This window comes from Bacteroides sp. QWL-09 (genome assembly GCF_058683585.1).
Map to the genome: position 1 here is coordinate 2,821,479 of NZ_CM178748.1, position 17,195 is coordinate 2,838,673.

A 17,195-nucleotide genomic window follows, 5' to 3' on the forward strand; every position below is an offset into this window, starting at 1 on the left:
AATTTGTCCTATCACTCTTTCTCTGTACGACTGAGCGATAGGGTTTATATTGTTAGTTATTATTTTTCTTATCATTTGAGGCAACAGAGTCTGTTTGTTGTGGAAACGAATCTGTTGTCATCACTTTGTTGTTTACCTTATCTTTCGAACAGATGATTTGGTTGTTAAATTCTAGGCTAATATAAGAATATTTATTCCAACCGACTTTATTCAGTCCTTTAATATAGAATATTCTTAATCGCTCTAGCTTAGTCTCAAAACCTTCTAACTGACCTAAATAGATCATGTGATCACCAACACGAGGTATGAGTTGAATACTTCGGTCGGGTAACACGTTGACTTGTTCGATTTGGGCATTCCAAAAATCATTGTTTTGCAAAAATACACCAAACTTATATAAATCCTTAATTGCAAACGATTTTTCTACCTTACCGGTTACAATTACCCGATGTGCAATACATTTGGCCTCGGGTGGCATGATAATTCCTTTATTGTCAATATAGTAATCATCTCCATTTGAGGCCATAACCCTTAGGATCGGAAAGCGCTGTGTGATTTCTATGCAGACCTTTCCGCTTGGGGTTTTATAACATTCGGCTTTATCTATTAACGGATGTTTCTTTAAAATCTTTTCTAACGTTTTTGTTGAGATCGATTCTAACTTTTTCCCTACGGGGTACATTCCGTTTTGCTCTAAAAGAGCCGTGATGGTTTCTTTCTTGATGAAGCCTGCAAATGTGGTATCCTTTATCGTTAACTCCAAGTCCTTGCAAACCTGTTGTCTAGGCCTGTTGTTCAGTACCGTTATAGCTATAATGAAATAGACTAAAAGGCCTAACATGACTAGAAGTAGAAGGATTTTCTTTATCATAAGTTATCGGTTTTCAAGCATTTTCTGGATTTCCGGTACGTAATTGTCTATATCTCCGGCTCCTAATATAATTAAAACTTCAATGTTTCGGTCTTTGAGAAGATTAATAATCTCTTCTTTTTTGCACAAGGTCTTATTTACTCCGGGTTTTAGTCTGTCATAAATTAGCTGACTTGTAACTCCTGGTATCGGAGTTTCTCTAGCCGGATAAATTTCTGTGAGGATCACCTCATCGAGCAAAGAGAGGCTTTCTGCAAAATCGGAGTAGAAGTCTTTTGTGCGACTATAAAGATGTGGCTGGAAGATGGCAGTGATCTTCTTGTCTGTATAAAGTTCTTTGATTGATAAGATACTTTGTTTGATTTCCGAAGGGTGATGAGCATAGTCGCTTAAGAAAGTGATGCGATCGTTTTTGATCTTAAAATCAAATCGACGATCTACTCCACGGAAACTAGCCATACCTTGTTTGATTTCTTCATCGGTAGCACCATTGAGGTGGGCAAGAGCCATAGCAGCTACTCCATTCTCAATATTAATACTAATAGGTACACCTAGCTGAATGTTATTGATTCGAGTGTTAGGAGTAACAAAGTCGATGTAGATTTCACCATTGCCGATTCGGATATTCTCGGCATGGAAATCACCTTCATTACGTGAATAAGTGTAGATTTGAACGCCCTCTTGCACTTGGGGTTGTAAGGTAATCCCTTTTCTCATAAGGAGTACTCCACCTGGTTGGATCAGCGTGGTATAGTGTTCGAAGCTTTCATAATAGGCTTCTGTGGTGCCATAAATATCGAGATGGTCGGGATCAGCAGAAGTGATGACCGACATGTATGGCGATAACCAGTGGAATGAACGGTCGAACTCGTCAGCTTCAATGACGGTGTAGGGACTCTCTTGAGAAAGTAAGAGGTTGGTTTCGTAGTTTTTTGATATGCCTCCAAGGAATGCCGTACAGCCAACGTGTGATTGGTGTAACAGATGCGCAGCCATGGTTGAAGTTGTGGTTTTTCCATGGGTTCCTGCTACACAAAGGGCTTTGCTGGAATGTGTGATGATGCCTAAAACCTGAGCACGTTTTTGAATGCTAAACCCATGATCTCTGAAATATACGAGCTCGGAGTGATCATTCGGAATAGCCGGAGTTAATACAACTAATGTTCGTTCGATATCTTTGCACGATTCCGGTATGAGATTAATATTGTCTTCGTAATGGATAGCAGCCCCTTCGGCGATGAGCTTCTGGGTTAATGGAGTAGGTGTCCGGTCGTATCCTGCTACAACTTTACCTTTGTCCAGAAAATAACGTACCAAGGCGCTCATTCCTATTCCACCTGCGCCAATAAAATATACTGATTTGATTGATTCAATATTCATGTTCTTTTTAATATGATAGATTGTCTTTTTAACTACAAAACGTTATCGCTTTTGAGATTTTTCTGCTATTCTTATCACCTCTTCTGCGATCATCCTTGCTGCATTCGGCAAGGCTAGTTGACTAATGTGAGCAGCTAGGTCTTTTAAGGTTTCATCATCTTTAACTGTTTGGAGGGCCGTTACAAATAGTTCTTGGTTGGCATCACTGTCTTTGATTAATAATGCGGCCTGCTTGTCAACCAATGCTTGTGCATTTTTAGTTTGATGATCTTCCGCTACATTGGGTGAAGGAATAAGTATGACCGGCTTTCCTAATAGACAAAATTCTGAGATAGAACCGGCTCCGGCACGCGAGATGATAAGGTCGGCTGCGGCATATGCTGCCGGCATATCTTTGATGAAATCGGTGACGTATAGGTTCGGTAGAGTCGTTGTTGCTTTTAGTTCGTTTAGCACTTGGTTGTGATAGATTTTACCGGTTTGCCAAATGAATTGAATATCAGAATTGTTCTTGATTGTTGGAATAGCATTGACCAATGCATTATTTATGGTTCTTGCTCCTAAACTTCCGCCGATGATTAATATGGTTTTTTTATTTGGCGCTAGGTTGAACGATGCTAAAGCATTCTCTTTACTTGGACGTTTATCAATAAGGTTTTGACGAACAGGATTGCCGGTCATCAGAAGCTTTTCCGTAGGGAAGAAACGATCCATATGGTCGTATGCTACACAGATGCGATGGGCTTTTTTGCCCAATAACTTATTCGTTACTCCGGCATAAGAGTTCTGCTCTTGTATGAGTGTAGCAATACCCATCATCGAGGCTGTCTTCAGAGTTGGACCGCTGGCGTATCCACCGACACCGACCGCGATTTGAGGTTTGAAATCGTTGATGATTTTCCGAGCTTTTAGCTGACTACGGATCAGTTTAATGGCTACACCAATGTTTTTCCAAAGGTGCTTTCGGTCTAAACCTGCAATCGGCAGACCTATAATTTGATACCCGGCATCAGGGACTTTTTGCATTTCCATTCTTCCTTCTGCTCCGACAAAGAGAATTTTGGCATCTGGATTTAATTCCATGATGGCATTGGCTATTGAGATGGCAGGGAAAATATGTCCTCCTGTACCTCCACCACTTATAATTACTTTTAATTCTTTTTTCATTGTATGATTATCCTTACTAAATCTTTTCTATTTTATGGCATCATCAAACTGATCATCACTGTTCAATGCTTCAGCTTTAGGTTCATTGCCGATTTGCTCTTCGAGGGCTGTCTCTTCCGGTGTTTGAGATAATGCTTGATTTTTTACTTCTTCAAGGTATGCTGTATATCGGCTTACACTTAAGATCATACCAATATAGGCGCAATTGATGAGAGTACTTGTCCCTCCTTTACTAACTAGGGGGAGGGGTTGCCCGGTTACGGGGAATAATCCTACGGCAACCATCATATTTAATATAGCCTGTGATACAAGTAATAAGGCTATACCCATCACTAAGAAGGCTGGAAAGGTCCTTTCGCATTTTTGAGCAATTCGTCCCACCCGCATTAATAAACAAAGATAGAGAAAGACTACGACTATTCCTCCGATAAGTCCCATCTCTTCAATAACAATGGCATAGATGAAATCGGAGAAGGCTTGACTTAAAAAGTCTCGTTGTATGGAGTTACCAGGTCCTTTTCCTACGACATGGCTAGTCGCAATCGCAATACGTGCGTGCGCGATTTGAGCATTTTTGTCAATGTCGAATTTGGCTGCGGGTATTTCTTCTTTATTAAAAAACCCTTTTACGCGATTCTGCCATGTTTCTAGACGGTGTAATCCGGGGGTTTGTCTTATCGTCTTAGGGGGGATAAGCATGATTGTACTAATCCCTATTCCTCCAACCAAAATCAATAATCCAACTAATCCCAATAACTTTTTCATAGATACTTGTCCAATGAACATCATCATAAAGACGACCCCAAAAAGCAGCATTGCGGTAGATAAATTCTCTGGGGCAATCAAGAGAAAGACAAGTCCCGTTAAAATCATAATGTATTTGAAGGCCTTGGGATTAGCGCCGTATTCATCTTGTTTCTTCGATAAAATGAAAGAAACCGCAATGATGACAGCCATCTTTGCCAACTCAGAGGGTTGAAACTGTATTCCCATGAAAGTCATCCAACGGGCAGCACCATTCACTCGGTCACCTGTCACAATACCCATTAGGGTAACAAACGCCAATAAGACAATGGAAGCTGGATATAGAAATACAGGGAAGACTTGAAACCATTTATAAGGAATGTTATGCATTAACACAACAATAATGGCTCCTACCATTAAGATTATTGAATGCTGCGTGATTGGTCCCCAATGATCCCCACTTTTATAGGTGAGGGTTGATGCAGCAGAAAACACCTCAATAATTGAAATGAGACATAGACATAAGAATATAATCCATATCACTTTATCTCCTTTGAATATGTTTTTTAATAAATCCACTGTTAATTAAATTAAGCTTGTTACGATTTAGATTCCTTTGTCTTTCCTGTTCTCTTTCCTATAGCTCTCTTACATATTTCTTAAACTGGTCGCCTCTGTCTTCATAGCTTTTAAATAGGTCGAATGAAGCACAGCAGGGACTCAATAAAACTGTTTCTCCCTTTTGGGCTAACTTATAAGCTGCCTCCACTGCCTCTTTCATTCCTGTGTTGACTTCAATAACAGGCAATCCCATCGGGTCAAAGAATTGATGTAACTTTTCGTTATGTAGGCCAAGATAGACTAAAGCTGAACATTTTTCTTTTACAAGAGCTTCGATTTCTTTATAGTCATTCCCTTTATCCTTTCCGCCTAATATTAGTACGGTTTTGGTTTTCATACTTTGTAGGGCATACCAACATGAATTGACATTCGTTGCTTTGGAATCGTTTATAAAATCGATGCCTCGTACTCGAGCGACCTTTTCTAATCGATGTTCTACTCCTTGGAAATCAGAGAGTGCTTTGCGTATATTTTCTTTAGTTATGCCTGCTAAATTTGCTGAGATACCGGCAGCTAAAGAGTTATATAAATTGTGTTGCCCGGTTAGGGCTAACTCCTCTTGTTCCATATTGAATGCTATGGGTTCGGTAATTTTTAATTCTTTATCTTCAACATAAGCAATGGCGTCATCTTCTTTTATTGCTGCAAAAGGATATAGATGAGCTTTTAGTCCATGCTTGGCTAGCTCTTCTTTAATAATAGGATCATCATTCCAGAAAATAAACGCATCATCCTGTGTTTGATTCTGAGTGATACGGAATTTTGCATTGACATAGTTCTGCATGCAGTGCTCATAACGATCTAAATGATCTGGGGTGATGTTCATCAAGACAGCTATGTTGGCACGGAAGTTGTACATGTTGTCTAATTGAAAGGAGCTTAATTCGATAATGTAATAGTCGTGATTCTCTTCTGCGACTTGCAATGCTAAACTCTTTCCAATATTTCCTGCTAATCCGACATTCAGCCCTGCGCTCTTAAAGATGTGATAAATTAAAGAGGTTGTGGTCGTTTTCCCATTAGAACCAGTGATGCAAATCATCTTGGCATTGGTGTATCGTCCTGCAAATTCTATTTCAGAAACAATTGGAGTGCCTTGTTCGATCAACTTTAGAATAATGGGGGCGTCATTAGGGATGCCTGGGCTTTTAATAACTTCATCTGCATTTAAGATGAGTTCTTCTGTGTGTTGTCTTTCTTCCCAAGAAATCGAATACTTATTCAGGAGTTCTTTATACTTGTCTTTGATAGATGACATGTCGGAAACAAAAGTTTCAAAGCCTTTTGTTTTGGCTAATACAGCAGCTCCTGCGCCACTTTCGCCTGCTCCTAATATTACAATTCTTTTCATTATGCTGAGTTATTAATAAAGAATTTATAATGTTTATCTGATTTTCAGTGTTATAATGGTTACTGCGGCCAGAATGATTGTTATGATCCAAAATCTGACCGTGATCTTTGATTCATGGAAAAGTTGTTCTGGCTTATTGAACTTCACACTGCATCCAGATTCTATAATGTTGATAGACGTTCTGAAATGATCGTGTATGGGTGTGCGTTTGAACATACGTTGTTTGACACCTTTTCGTTTACCCGCTTTGTAATAATAACGTTGTAAAATTACAGATAAGTTCTCTACAAGAAAAATGCCACAGAGTATAGGAATTAATAATTCTTTGTGGATAATAATAGCGAAAACAGCAATGATTCCACCAATAGTCAAGCTGCCTGTATCTCCCATAAAAACTTGTGCAGGGTAAGCGTTGTACCATAAGAAACCGATAAGGGCACCTATAAATGCGCAGATAAAGATAACAAGCTCTTCAGATCCAGGAATATACATGATATTCAAATAACTTGCAAATTCAATATGTGAAGAGACGTAGGCTAATATACCTAATGTTATTCCAATAATAGCGGAATTTCCGGCAGCCATTCCATCCATTCCATCATTTAGATTTGCTCCATTTGAAACTGCTGTTACCACAAGGATGGTGACGATTATAAATAATATCCATCCTCCGGTTTGAGCATGTTCTCCTAAAAAGTCAACGAAGTCTGCATAGTCTAAATTATTACTTTTGAAGAAAGGGATGGTTGTTTGTGTGGACTTTAAATCATTCGTACCATGTACGACCTCCATGTCCTGTCCGGGCTTGTGTATCTCAAAATTTTCACGTATCACAACGTTTGGACTTAGATAGAGCGTTAATCCTACAATTAACCCAAGACCAACTTGCCCTATTATTTTGAATTTTCCGTGTAGACCTTCTTTATCTCTTTTAAAAATCTTGATATAATCGTCTGCACCTCCCAAAGTACCTAACCAAACTGTTGTGATTAGCATTAATATCATATAGATATTATGCAGTTTTCCTAATAATAAGCAAGGTATGAGTATGGCAATGATAATAATAACGCCTCCCATACTTGGTACTCCAATCTTATTTGTACCAAATGGGTCAATAGATGCATCTCTTTGAGTTTCTGTAATTTGTTTTCTCTTTAGAAAATTGATGAACTTATCGCCCCAAATGATTGAGATTAGCAAAGCAATAATGACAGCCATTAATGCGCGAAAGGATGTGTAAGCAAACATTCCGGCACCCGGAACATTATACTTTTGCAACCATTGAAAAAGATAATATAGCATAACTTAATATTTTCTTTATGATGTTTTGGGATTTTTAGATGATTTGAAACCCCCTTGTCACTATGAAAAAATCTCCTTTAAAACCTCTTTGTCATCAAAATGATGTTTGATTCCTTTGATTTCTTGATAATTCTCATGCCCTTTTCCGGCAACTAAGATGACATCTCCTTTTTGTGCAATCATACATGCTGTACGAATGGCTTCTTTACGGTCAACAATACTGATGGTCTTTTTTTTCTCATCAGCATTTAGTCCGGCAAGCATATCGTTTATAATATCTTGAGGCTCTTCAAAACGGGGATTATCAGAGGTGATGATGACTTGATCGCTGCTTTTTACAGCTTCTTTGGCCATTATCGGACGCTTTCCTTTATCTCGATTGCCTCCGGCTCCGACAACGGTGATGATCTTTCCTTTGCCTTCTAATACTCCATGAATGGCATCCAAAACATTGATTAGAGCATCTGGGGTATGGGCATAATCAACAATAGCCGTATAACCTTTTGGCGATCGGACAGAATCGAAACGTCCAGAGACGGGATGCAGGGTACTTAAGGTGATGAGCACATCTTCTTCTTTTTGACCGAGTAAGACAGCTGCACCATATACTGCTAGTAAATTTGAAGCATTAAACTTCCCAATAAATTGAACAACCAATTCATGATTATTGAAGTCTAACAACATGCCTTCAAAGTGTGACTCAAGAACTCTTCCCTTGAAATCGCTTAAGCTTCTTAGTGAGTAAGTATAGGTTTTTGATTTCGTGTTTTGAGTCATTACTAATCCGTTCTTGTCATCCAAATTTGTTAGACTGAATGCCCCTTTCGGCATATCATCAAAAAATGTCTTTTTGGCTTTTAAATAATTGTCGACGGTTTTATGATAATCTAAGTGATCTCTAGTTAAATTGGTAAAGATTCCTCCCGCAAATTGTAAACCACCAATCCGCTTTTGGGCAATGGCATGTGAACTAACTTCCATGAAGGCGTACTCACATCCAGCCTTAACCATTTCTGATAAGAGTTGGTTTAATGTAATTGCATCTGGGGTGGTATGCTCTGTTGGAATAGGTTTGTCATCAATATAGTTGCATACCGTTGATAGTAATCCGGTTTTATATCCTAAGTGTCGAAAGGTGTTGTATAATAGTGTTGCGATTGTCGTTTTCCCATTTGTACCCGTAACGCCCACTAGCTTTAGTTTAGAAGTCGGATCACCATAGAATGTTGTGGCAATTTTTCCGACAACATCCTCGCTATTCTTTATTTGTACATAGGTGATTTGGGGATCTAGGTTTTGTGGCATTTTCTCACATAAAATGGCTGCAGCTCCACTTTCTATAGAGGCCTCGATGTACATGTGCCCATCTGCTTGTGTGCCGCACATGGCTATAAACAAATGCCCTTGTGTAATTGATCTTGAGTCTATATTTACTCCGGTGATCTCTATATCAGAGGCTCCTACTATTTGTAGGGGCTCAATTGATGTCAGTAACTGATTTAATTTCATATCTTACTTTTTATAAAATTATTTTTTTAATCTTCTAGGATGAGAGTAATTGTTTCTCCTTTTTTAATTAAAGCTCCATCATTTATAGATTGTTTCTTTACTTTTCCGACGCCTATTATTTTGACCTTTAATCCACGACTTTCTAATAAATAAACGGCATCTTTGGCGCCCATCCCGATAACATTAGGGAGTTTCTTTTGATTTAGATCTTTTTTTTCAAAAACGACCGATTGGTTACCGATCTGTGGATTGATCCAATTTTTATTTGTAGATGGAGAAGAATACCCTATATGTTGTATCCCAAATTCCTTTAGGACACGTTCTGTTTCTGCTTTCTCACCAATTTTGATTGGTGGAATAAAGACGGCATTTGAGTCCACCGCATTTTCGATGGATAATCTTAAATTTTTTGCATAAATTCGTTCTGCGATCTTCCCGAAAATGCTACCTGCCATTAGTCCACCGGATGCTGGTAAGCCTGGCTTTTGTATGGATACAATCATACTATACTTAGGAGCCTCTGATGGGAAAAATCCACAGAAGCTAACTAGATAGTTCATTCGCCCAGCTTTATATCCTGCACTTCCTTTGGAAATTTGAGCAGTTCCCGTTTTACCTGAAACGCTAAACTGTTTGCTGCCTGCAGGCTTAGCTAATCCTTCACTAACAACCTTATGCAGAATCATTCTAATATCTGCTAATGTCCGGTCTGAACATATTTTTTCATTAATTATTTCTGTTGGATACTCTTTTATTATTTCTCCATTTTTTACGGCTGCTTTAACAAATTTGGGACGCACCATTATGCCATTATTTGCGATGGCATTATAAAAGGTAAGGATGTTGAGAGGAGGAACTTGTGTTTCGTAGCCTATGCTCATCCATGGTAGCGTGGTTTTTGAGAAATATCGTTCTTTAGGACCACGAATATTAGGTCTACCTTCACCGGATATTTGTAAGTGAAGTGGTTCATTTATGCTCATTCTTTTTAAACCGTCTACGAACCGTTGTGGATTGTTGCTGTAGAAATGATCAATAATGCTTGATACCCCGACGTTAGATGAAACTTCTAGAATCTTTGTGACATTAATTCTACCATATCCTCCTCTATGCCAGTTGTGGTCTCTCATTGTACGCCCATACATCATCTTGAGTCCATTTCCTGTTTCTACTTCATAAGTTGGAGTGATCTTCCCGTCTTCTAAAGCGACCATTATGGATGCTGTCTTGAATGTAGATCCTGGTTCGAGCATATCACTTATTGCATTATTGCGTATTTCATGATATTTCTCATCAGAACAAAGAGTCATGTTTACGATGGCTTTTACTTCACCTGTAGCGACCTCCATTAAAACTACGACTCCTACGTTTGCATTAATCTCTTTCATCTTGTCAACTAATGCTTTTTCGCAAATATCCTGCATATCGACATCTAGTGTCGTTATGATGTCACAGCCATCGATAGGGGGGATGTCAACAATATTTAGGTATTTGTTCATGACCTTTTGTCGATGGGTAATACCATTTTTCCCCTTAAGTAAGGTGTCGAAAGCGAGTTCTATACCATTTTTAGCACCTTTTGTCGTATCGGCATATACATCTCCGAGGGTACGCGCAGCCAATGATCCAAAAGGTTTCTTCCTCTGATTGTATATCAATTCATGAAATCCACCTTTGTACTTGCTTAGTCGGAAAATTGGTAGCTGTTTCGCTTCTTTGTATTGGATGTAAGAAATACGCTTAGGGTAAATTAAATAGTTACGGCTTCGTTGCTTGCGCCCTTTTTTCAAGTGAGTTTTAAATTCACTAATGCTTTTATCTGGGAAAATTTTATTAAGTCCAATACAAATGGAATCCAAGTAAGTCCTCAACAAAGAATCTTTGTGTTGTTGATCTTTTATGCGCCTTTTTTCATCCCTTTCACCTGACATGAAATCCATATAGATTTTGTATTCAGGTAGAGAACTAGCCATTAGTTTACCGTCAGAGGAAATAATATTACCTCGGTTGGGCTTGATTGTGACGTTCTCTTTTACAAATCGGTCAGCTACATCCTGCCAATATTGACGTTCGGCAAACATCGTAATGCCTGCTTTCACAATGATTGCGATACCAATAAGTGCCATAAGTAATATGACAAAGAAGTATCGGGTCATTATATTTTTTTTATTAACTGCCACAGGTTGATTGTTTTTATAGTGTAAAACGTATCTTTAGGACTACTTTATCAGATAAGGAGGGTTCGTGGATGTTTGTAAATCGCTCTCTTTGTCGGATATATAGTCTTCTATACGTGATTGACGGCTCTTTTCCATTAATTCAGAATTACGTGTTAGAGCATCATATTTTATGTCAATGAGTATCTTTTTTAGTCTATCTATTTCAATTTGCTGCTGCTGGCTGGCATATCGGTTATGGATATAAAATATAACCAATACCATGATGAGGATAATTAGCTTTGTTTGTCGACGGAAAAAATCCGTAGCTAAAATATCCCCTCCGAGAATACTTTTTAAAGATGTGCGTTTTTTGTTCTTGTTAAGATTCTTTTTTATATCCTCTTTTTCCATCTTTATTTAATTTATTCGGTTAGGCCAGTTTTATTTCTTCTCAGCGATTCGAAGTTTTGCACTTCTGGATCTTGGGTTGGCTAAAATTTCTTTTTCTGATGGAGTGATAACCTTATTGCTAGTTATGCGTAATGGAGCATTTACGTTGCCGAAAAAATCTTGCTCGACTTTCCCGTTGATATTTCCTGCCTTCATGATGTTTTTTACCATTCGATCTTCTAATGAGTGGTAAGTTATGACGACCAATCGCCCTCCTGGTTTTAGAACGTTGATTGCGCTTGACAGCATCTCTTTTAAGGCTTCCATCTCTTGATTGACTTCTATTCTTAGCGCTTGAAAAACTTTCGCTAAATCTTTCTTATCTCTTTCTATATTAAAGATTGGTTTTATGACTTCTAATAACTCGTAAATCGTGTGGATCTCTTTATTTGCTCTAGCTTTAACTAAAAGTGATGCGAGTCTCCGGCTATTTTTTAGTTCGCCGTATAAATACAAAATATTTGCGAGCCTTTCTTCATCATAAGAATTTATGATGTCTGCGGCATTGATCCCTGCTCTTTTATTCATGCGCATATCTAGATTGCCGTCAAAACGAAAAGAGAATCCTCTTTCGCTGTCGTCAAAGTGGTGGGATGAGACGCCCAAATCCGCTAAAATAGCATCAACTTCTTCGATATGATGATACTTTAGAAAATTTTGTAAATAGCGAAAGTTACTTCTGACAAAAGTAAAGTGTGGATTATCAATAATATTCTTTTCTGCATCTAGGTCTTGGTCAAATCCGAATAAACGACCATGCTCTCCAAGTCTTGATAATATTTCCTTGGAGTGCCCACCTCCACCGAATGTGACATCAACATAGATTCCATTTGGATCTATATTCATAGCCTCTACACTCTCTTTAAGCAGAACTGGTATGTGATAATTAGTCTCGTTTATCATATTCTTATTTCTTATTTTTATATTTTTTCGCCCATTACTTTTTCCAAAGTCTGTCTAAAGTTCTCGACTGACATAAAAGGCTCTGTTGCTAATTCTTTAGCCCAAATTTCGATTTTGTTGTCTAGCCCAATGAATTTCACGTCTGAAATGATCTTGCACATGGCGAGATAGCGTTTAGGAATAAGAATTCGGCCGTTCGAATCAATGGTGACTTGCTCAACGTCGCTAATATATTGCCTAAATAAAAGTTGATGTTGACTATCCCATTTGTTAAGACGCTTTCTAAATTCATTGAGGTCTTCATTCCATGTACTTTCGGGGTATAATATGAGGCAGTCTTGGAAGATGTCTTTTTTCATAATAAGCCTTTCTTCAGAAGCGGTCTGTAGTTGTTTTCTAAATCCTGATGGAATGAATACTCTTCCTTTTGTATCAGTTTTGGCTTCTATGTTTCCCCAGAAATGCATCATCTTTTACCTTATTATATAAAACGACTGTAAAAGTATTAATTTCCCCACAATTCCCCACATTTTTACACAAATATTTTTCGACAAGTTATTAACACCTTTGTCTATGAAAGATTCGAGCCTTTTTTAAAGTAAATTTTAGTAGATTTCTTGATGAAAATAGTCCCTTCTGTAAGGAGCGTCCGTCGTTCTTGGAATTTTGAAATACTAAAACGACATACGATCCCGGTTGTTAAATAAACCTTTTTAGGAATCACATGTCGTTTTGTCGCTTATATTTGGGGAGTAGAAGTTTCTTTATCTGAAATCCTTTAACTCATTTTGCAGTTTTTGACGAGTGAAAAAAATTCGACTCTTAACTGTACCTAAAGGGAGGTTTAACTTTTCAGCTATCTCTCTGTATTTAAATCCTGAAACGTGCATAGCAAAAGGGATTCGATATTCTTTTGGTAATGAGTTTGTTATTTTCCGCATTTCTTTTAGATCATAAACTCTTTCTGTATTTTCAAAGCCTTTATCTTGAGGGTAGTTCAAGTGATAAAGATTGTCGGTCTGATCAATAAATGTTTGGTTTCTGATCACTTTCCGATAATTATTGATGAAGATATTACGCATAATAGTATAAACCCAACCTTTGAAATTTGTGTCAGGTGTATATTTATCTTCATTGTCTAAGACTTTTAACGAAGTTTCTTGTAATAAATCGTTTGCTTCTTCTGGATTAGTAGTAAGTTTGTATGCAAAACGTAACAAGTCGTCTTGGACTCTAATCAAATCTTTTCTAAAACTTAAGTTTTTCATAGTGTAACTTTTTTAGGTGAATATTTGATTTTATGGTTAGCAATACAATTATGCAATAATAAATTGATTACTATAGGGGGGGTATTGACAAAAATAGAGGGGGAGACTGTTGGGCTATGAGAAAAGTTCTTTTTAAAAGGATTTGGTTTTTGACATATGGGGATAGCAAACCCGTATTTTTTCGCAAATTATTGCAGATAATAAAAAAGAACCGTTAATTTTGTGGCATCATTTTTTTTAAAACTTAAAAGATGGCCGATGATTCTTTGTTATTAATAGATATTGATAGAATACTTCGAGAAAAGGTTCCGGCTCATTATAGGTATATTCCCAAGTTCTTAATTTCGTATTTGAAGAAGATTATTCATCAAGATGAAATTAATGTGTTTTTGGAAGAATCTAAGGATAAGGTTGGAGTTGAGTTTCTAGAAGCTTGTATGGAGTTCCTTGATCTTAAGGTTGAGGTTAAGGGATTGGAGAATATATCAGAATCTGGTTTATATACATTTGTTTCTAATCATCCGCTAGGCGGGCAAGATGGTGTCGCCTTAGGGTATGTCTTAGGGACATTTTTTAATGGGAATGTAAAATACTTAGTGAATGACCTACTCATGAATTTGCATGGACTGGCTCCGCTTTGTATACCAATAAATAAAACAGGGAGACAATCGAAAGATTTTCCTCGGATGGTCGAACAGGGTTTTTTGTCTAACAGTCAGTTGATTATGTTTCCTGCTGGCTTGTGTTCTCGTAGACGAAAAGGAGTGATTCGTGATTTGAAATGGAAAAAGACTTTTGTTGTAAAGAGTGTGCAATGTCATCGGGATGTTGTACCCGTGCATTTTGAGGGAAGAAATTCTGACTTTTTTTATAACTTAGCCAATGTGTGTAAATTTCTGAACATTAAGATAAATATTGCAATGTTGTATCTTGTTGATGAAATGTTTAAGAACCGGCATAAAACTTTTACTGTAACTTTTGGCAAACCGATCTCATGGCAGACTTTTGATCAATCAAAAAATCCTAGTCAGTGGGCTGAGTTTGTGAAAGAAACTGTTTACAAATTGTAAGATCTTGAATGAATATGATAAAAGAGATGGAAAAAATAATAGACCCTGTAAGTAAAGAGTTACTTAAGATGGAGCTAACGGATGATAAAAGATTACGTATGACGAATAAAAGTAATAATCAAATTTATATTATTACTTATCAAGACTCTCCGAACGTGATGAGAGAGATTGGGCGTTTGCGTGAAATCGCATTTCGTGCTGCTGGTGGAGGAACCGGTCTATCAATAGATATAGATGAGTTTGATACGATGGAGAATCCTTATAAACAACTCATCGTTTGGAATCCCGAGGCAGAAGAAATATTGGGAGGATATCGCTATTTATTGGGGACTGATGTGAAATTCGATGAAAACGGTGCTCCTATTTTGGCTACTTCTCATATGTTTCATTTTTCTGAGAAATTTATTTCTGAATATTTACCGATGACGGTTGAGCTGGGGCGATCTTTTGTTACGTTAGAATATCAATCGACTCGTGCAGGAAGTAAAGGTTTGTTCGCTTTGGATAATTTATGGGATGGTCTTGGTGCTTTGACGGTTGTTATGCCAAATGTAAAATATTTCTTTGGAAAAGTCACGATGTATCCGAGTTATCATCGTAAAGGTCGCGATATGATCTTGTATTTTCTTAAGAAGCATTTTTGTGATAAGGAGAATCTTATTGTTCCAACTGATCCACTTATTCTGGAAACGAGTGAATCAGAACTGAACTCTATTTTTGAGGATTCGTCATTTAAAGGCGATTATCGGATTCTTAATATGGAGATTCGAAAATTGGGCTATAATATTCCCCCATTGGTGAATGCCTATATGGGGTTAAGCCCTACCATGCGAATGTTTGGTACGGCTGTTAACCATGAATTTGGAGAGGTTGAAGAAACCGGGATTCTAATCGCTGTTGATGAAATACTTGAGGAGAAACGTATTCGTCATATTCAAACTTTTATCGAAAGTCATCCTGAAGCTCTTAATCCGGCTTCCGAATCGCAAGAGGCTTTCACGCCTAAGGTGGTTACACAGCAGGAAGGCTGTTGCCATTAATTTTCCGATATAAATCAAGTGCAAAGACATCGGTCATTCCCGATATATAATCAAGAACCGCCTGTACTCTTTCGTAGAGTATGGGCGATTTTATATTATATTGATTCGAAACACGATCGATAAGTAGCTTTGAATAAGCTTTGTCCGGTGCTTTGATTGCTTCGGTCATGAGGTCGAGTAAGGTGCTGATGACTTTAAAGCCGGCCAACTCAATATCTAATACGTCGCGTGATCGGTAAATCTTGTCGAATGAGGTTTCAGAACTTGATTTATAGGCTACTAATGGACGATCGGAAATGCTCTTGATTAAAGGGTTGTTGAAAGTACCCGATAAGATTTCTTTCTCGTGAGCGAGGAATGCGGTGGTGCACTCTTTGATCAGTAGTCCGATGACACTTGAACGTAGATAAGCAATTTGCTCATTAGCATCACTGACAAAATGGAACGTTTTTTCAATGTGACTCTTTTTATCGTCATCGAAATAATCCATTAAGATTGATTTTGTCTCATCTCTTGTTAGAATCTTTAACTTGTGAGCGTCTTCAATATCCATCATTTGATAACAGATGTCGTCGGCCGCTTCTACTAGAAAAACCAACGGATGTCTGACATATTTTAGTGGCGAGTCGCTCACTTTAATCAATCCTAATTCGTCGGCTATAAGACGGAAACTTTGCTCTTCGGTCGTGAAAAAGCCAAACTTCGATTTATCCCCGGCTAGTTCGGAAGAAAAAGGGTACTTAACGATTGAAGCCAAGGTGCTATAAGTCATTGCGAAACCTCCTTTTCGTCGTCCTTCAAATTGATGGGTGAGTAGTCTAAAGGCATTGGCATTTCCTTCAAAGTGAGTGAGATCTTCCCATTCTGCTGCAGATAATTGTGAGCCGTCGATCTGTTTTTCTTTGAAAGTTAATCCTTTTCCTTCAGAAAAGAAGGTCGATATGGCGCGTTCACCCGAGTGACCAAAAGGAGGGTTTCCAAGATCGTGAGCAAGGCAGGCCGCCGAAATAATTGAACTGATTTCCGGTAAGAATGAATCCTCTAAATCGGGATGTTCTTTGAGGATGGCTTGTGATACATTGCTCCCCAAAGATCGTCCGACACATGAGACCTCAAGACTATGGGTGAGCCGATTGTGTACGAAAATACTACCAGGCAAAGGAAAGACTTGAGTCTTGTTTTGTAAACGTCTAAAAGGGGCTGAAAAGATCAAACGGTCATAATCTCGTTGGAATTCCGAGCGATTTTCTTGTCGTTTCTCGTGGTATTCTTCCATGCCAAAGCGTTTGGCGGATATTAGAGTTCTCCAATCCATCATATCTTTCTTTATTTTGTCTCTTTTTAAGTTGTATTCCTTCTT

General features: G+C 38.0%; 14 protein-coding genes and 1 pseudogene. 2 read left to right on the forward strand and 13 right to left on the reverse strand.

Features of this window, described 5'->3' with window-relative positions; genetic code table 11:
• Nucleotides 1-142: 142 nt before the first annotated feature.
• The 12 genes and pseudogenes from AC4PG5_RS11200 to AC4PG5_RS11255 form a co-directional block, all read right to left on the reverse strand.
• Nucleotides 143-871, reverse strand: a pseudogene (locus tag AC4PG5_RS11200) (cell division protein FtsQ/DivIB); the annotation flags it as partial.
• A 3-nt stretch (nt 872-874) separates the two neighbouring features.
• On the reverse strand, nt 875-2,251 hold the full coding sequence (murC, locus tag AC4PG5_RS11205; RefSeq protein ID WP_492028969.1) for a UDP-N-acetylmuramate--L-alanine ligase: 1,377 nt from the start codon (nt 2,249-2,251) through the stop codon (nt 875-877).
• Nucleotides 2,252-2,293: 42 nt separating this feature from the next.
• Nucleotides 2,294-3,418: an undecaprenyldiphospho-muramoylpentapeptide beta-N-acetylglucosaminyltransferase gene (murG, locus tag AC4PG5_RS11210; RefSeq protein WP_492028970.1), complete on the reverse strand. Its 1,125-nt coding sequence runs from the start codon at nt 3,416-3,418 to the stop codon at nt 2,294-2,296.
• Nucleotides 3,419-3,445: 27 nt separating this feature from the next.
• Nucleotides 3,446-4,741, reverse strand: a complete 1,296-nt coding sequence (locus tag AC4PG5_RS11215; RefSeq protein ID WP_492028971.1) for an FtsW/RodA/SpoVE family cell cycle protein — start codon at nt 4,739-4,741, stop codon at nt 3,446-3,448.
• 58 nt (nt 4,742-4,799) lie between these two features.
• On the reverse strand, nt 4,800-6,134 hold the full coding sequence (gene murD, locus AC4PG5_RS11220; RefSeq protein WP_492028972.1) for a UDP-N-acetylmuramoyl-L-alanine--D-glutamate ligase: 1,335 nt from the start codon (nt 6,132-6,134) through the stop codon (nt 4,800-4,802).
• Between the two features lie 33 nt (nt 6,135-6,167).
• Nucleotides 6,168-7,436 carry a phospho-N-acetylmuramoyl-pentapeptide-transferase gene (gene mraY, locus AC4PG5_RS11225; protein WP_492028973.1) on the reverse strand — a complete coding sequence of 423 codons (1,269 nt, stop codon included), beginning with the start codon at nt 7,434-7,436 and terminating at the stop codon, nt 6,168-6,170.
• Between the two features lie 60 nt (nt 7,437-7,496).
• A complete protein-coding gene (locus tag AC4PG5_RS11230) occupies nt 7,497-8,945 on the reverse strand; it encodes a UDP-N-acetylmuramoyl-L-alanyl-D-glutamate--2,6-diaminopimelate ligase (protein ID WP_492028974.1) in 1,449 nt (482 codons plus the stop codon).
• Nucleotides 8,946-8,971: 26 nt separating this feature from the next.
• Nucleotides 8,972-11,101, reverse strand: coding sequence for a penicillin-binding protein (locus AC4PG5_RS11235; protein WP_492030749.1), 2,130 nt, complete (start codon nt 11,099-11,101; stop codon nt 8,972-8,974).
• 63 nt (nt 11,102-11,164) lie between these two features.
• Nucleotides 11,165-11,515: an FtsL-like putative cell division protein gene (locus AC4PG5_RS11240; RefSeq protein ID WP_492028975.1), complete on the reverse strand. Its 351-nt coding sequence runs from the start codon at nt 11,513-11,515 to the stop codon at nt 11,165-11,167.
• 30 nt (nt 11,516-11,545) lie between these two features.
• Entirely contained in the window at nt 11,546-12,457 is a 912-nt protein-coding gene (gene rsmH / locus AC4PG5_RS11245) for a 16S rRNA (cytosine(1402)-N(4))-methyltransferase RsmH (RefSeq protein WP_492028976.1), read from the reverse strand.
• Nucleotides 12,458-12,474: 17 nt separating this feature from the next.
• Nucleotides 12,475-12,927 carry a division/cell wall cluster transcriptional repressor MraZ gene (gene mraZ / locus AC4PG5_RS11250; protein ID WP_492028977.1) on the reverse strand — a complete coding sequence of 151 codons (453 nt, stop codon included), beginning with the start codon at nt 12,925-12,927 and terminating at the stop codon, nt 12,475-12,477.
• 294 nt (nt 12,928-13,221) lie between these two features.
• Nucleotides 13,222-13,725 (reverse strand): RNA polymerase sigma factor, encoded by a 504-nt coding sequence (locus AC4PG5_RS11255; protein ID WP_492028978.1) that lies wholly within the window; start codon nt 13,723-13,725, stop codon nt 13,222-13,224.
• A 251-nt stretch (nt 13,726-13,976) separates the two neighbouring features.
• Here AC4PG5_RS11255 and glsA point away from each other — a divergent pair, with 251 nt between their 5' ends.
• Complete coding sequence (gene glsA / locus AC4PG5_RS11260; protein ID WP_492028979.1) at nt 13,977-14,795, forward strand: lyso-glycine lipid O-acyltransferase GlsA; 819 nt, start codon at nt 13,977-13,979, stop codon at nt 14,793-14,795.
• A 26-nt stretch (nt 14,796-14,821) separates the two neighbouring features.
• Nucleotides 14,822-15,835: a glycine N(alpha)-acyltransferase GlsB gene (gene glsB / locus AC4PG5_RS11265; RefSeq protein ID WP_492028980.1), complete on the forward strand. Its 1,014-nt coding sequence runs from the start codon at nt 14,822-14,824 to the stop codon at nt 15,833-15,835.
• Here glsB and dgt read toward each other — a convergent pair.
• A complete protein-coding gene (dgt, locus tag AC4PG5_RS11270) occupies nt 15,807-17,153 on the reverse strand; it encodes a dGTP triphosphohydrolase (RefSeq protein ID WP_492028981.1) in 1,347 nt (448 codons plus the stop codon). The genes glsB and dgt overlap by 29 nt on opposite strands.
• Nucleotides 17,154-17,195: the final 42 nt, after the last annotated feature.

Bases quoted from the DNA above. Each gene is read 5' to 3' on its own strand.
- murD (WP_492028972.1), bottom strand. From the start codon at position 6,134: ATGAAAAGAATTGTAATATTAGGAGCAGGCGAAAGTGGCGCAGGAGCT.
- murG (WP_492028970.1), bottom strand. From the start codon at position 3,418: ATGAAAAAAGAATTAAAAGTAATTATAAGTGGTGGAGGTACAGGAGGA.
- AC4PG5_RS11235 (WP_492030749.1), bottom strand. From the start codon at position 11,101: ATGACCCGATACTTCTTTGTCATATTACTTATGGCACTTATTGGTATC.
- murC (WP_492028969.1), bottom strand. From the start codon at position 2,251: ATGAATATTGAATCAATCAAATCAGTATATTTTATTGGCGCAGGTGGA.
- rsmH (WP_492028976.1), bottom strand. From the start codon at position 12,457: ATGATAAACGAGACTAATTATCACATACCAGTTCTGCTTAAAGAGAGT.
- AC4PG5_RS11230 (WP_492028974.1), bottom strand. From the start codon at position 8,945: ATGAAATTAAATCAGTTACTGACATCAATTGAGCCCCTACAAATAGTA.
- glsA (WP_492028979.1), top strand. From the start codon at position 13,977: ATGGCCGATGATTCTTTGTTATTAATAGATATTGATAGAATACTTCGA.
- glsB (WP_492028980.1), top strand. From the start codon at position 14,822: ATGGAAAAAATAATAGACCCTGTAAGTAAAGAGTTACTTAAGATGGAG.
- AC4PG5_RS11255 (WP_492028978.1), bottom strand. From the start codon at position 13,725: ATGAAAAACTTAAGTTTTAGAAAAGATTTGATTAGAGTCCAAGACGAC.
- mraZ (WP_492028977.1), bottom strand. From the start codon at position 12,927: ATGATGCATTTCTGGGGAAACATAGAAGCCAAAACTGATACAAAAGGA.
- mraY (WP_492028973.1), bottom strand. From the start codon at position 7,436: ATGCTATATTATCTTTTTCAATGGTTGCAAAAGTATAATGTTCCGGGT.
- AC4PG5_RS11240 (WP_492028975.1), bottom strand. From the start codon at position 11,515: ATGGAAAAAGAGGATATAAAAAAGAATCTTAACAAGAACAAAAAACGC.
- dgt (WP_492028981.1), bottom strand. From the start codon at position 17,153: ATGATGGATTGGAGAACTCTAATATCCGCCAAACGCTTTGGCATGGAA.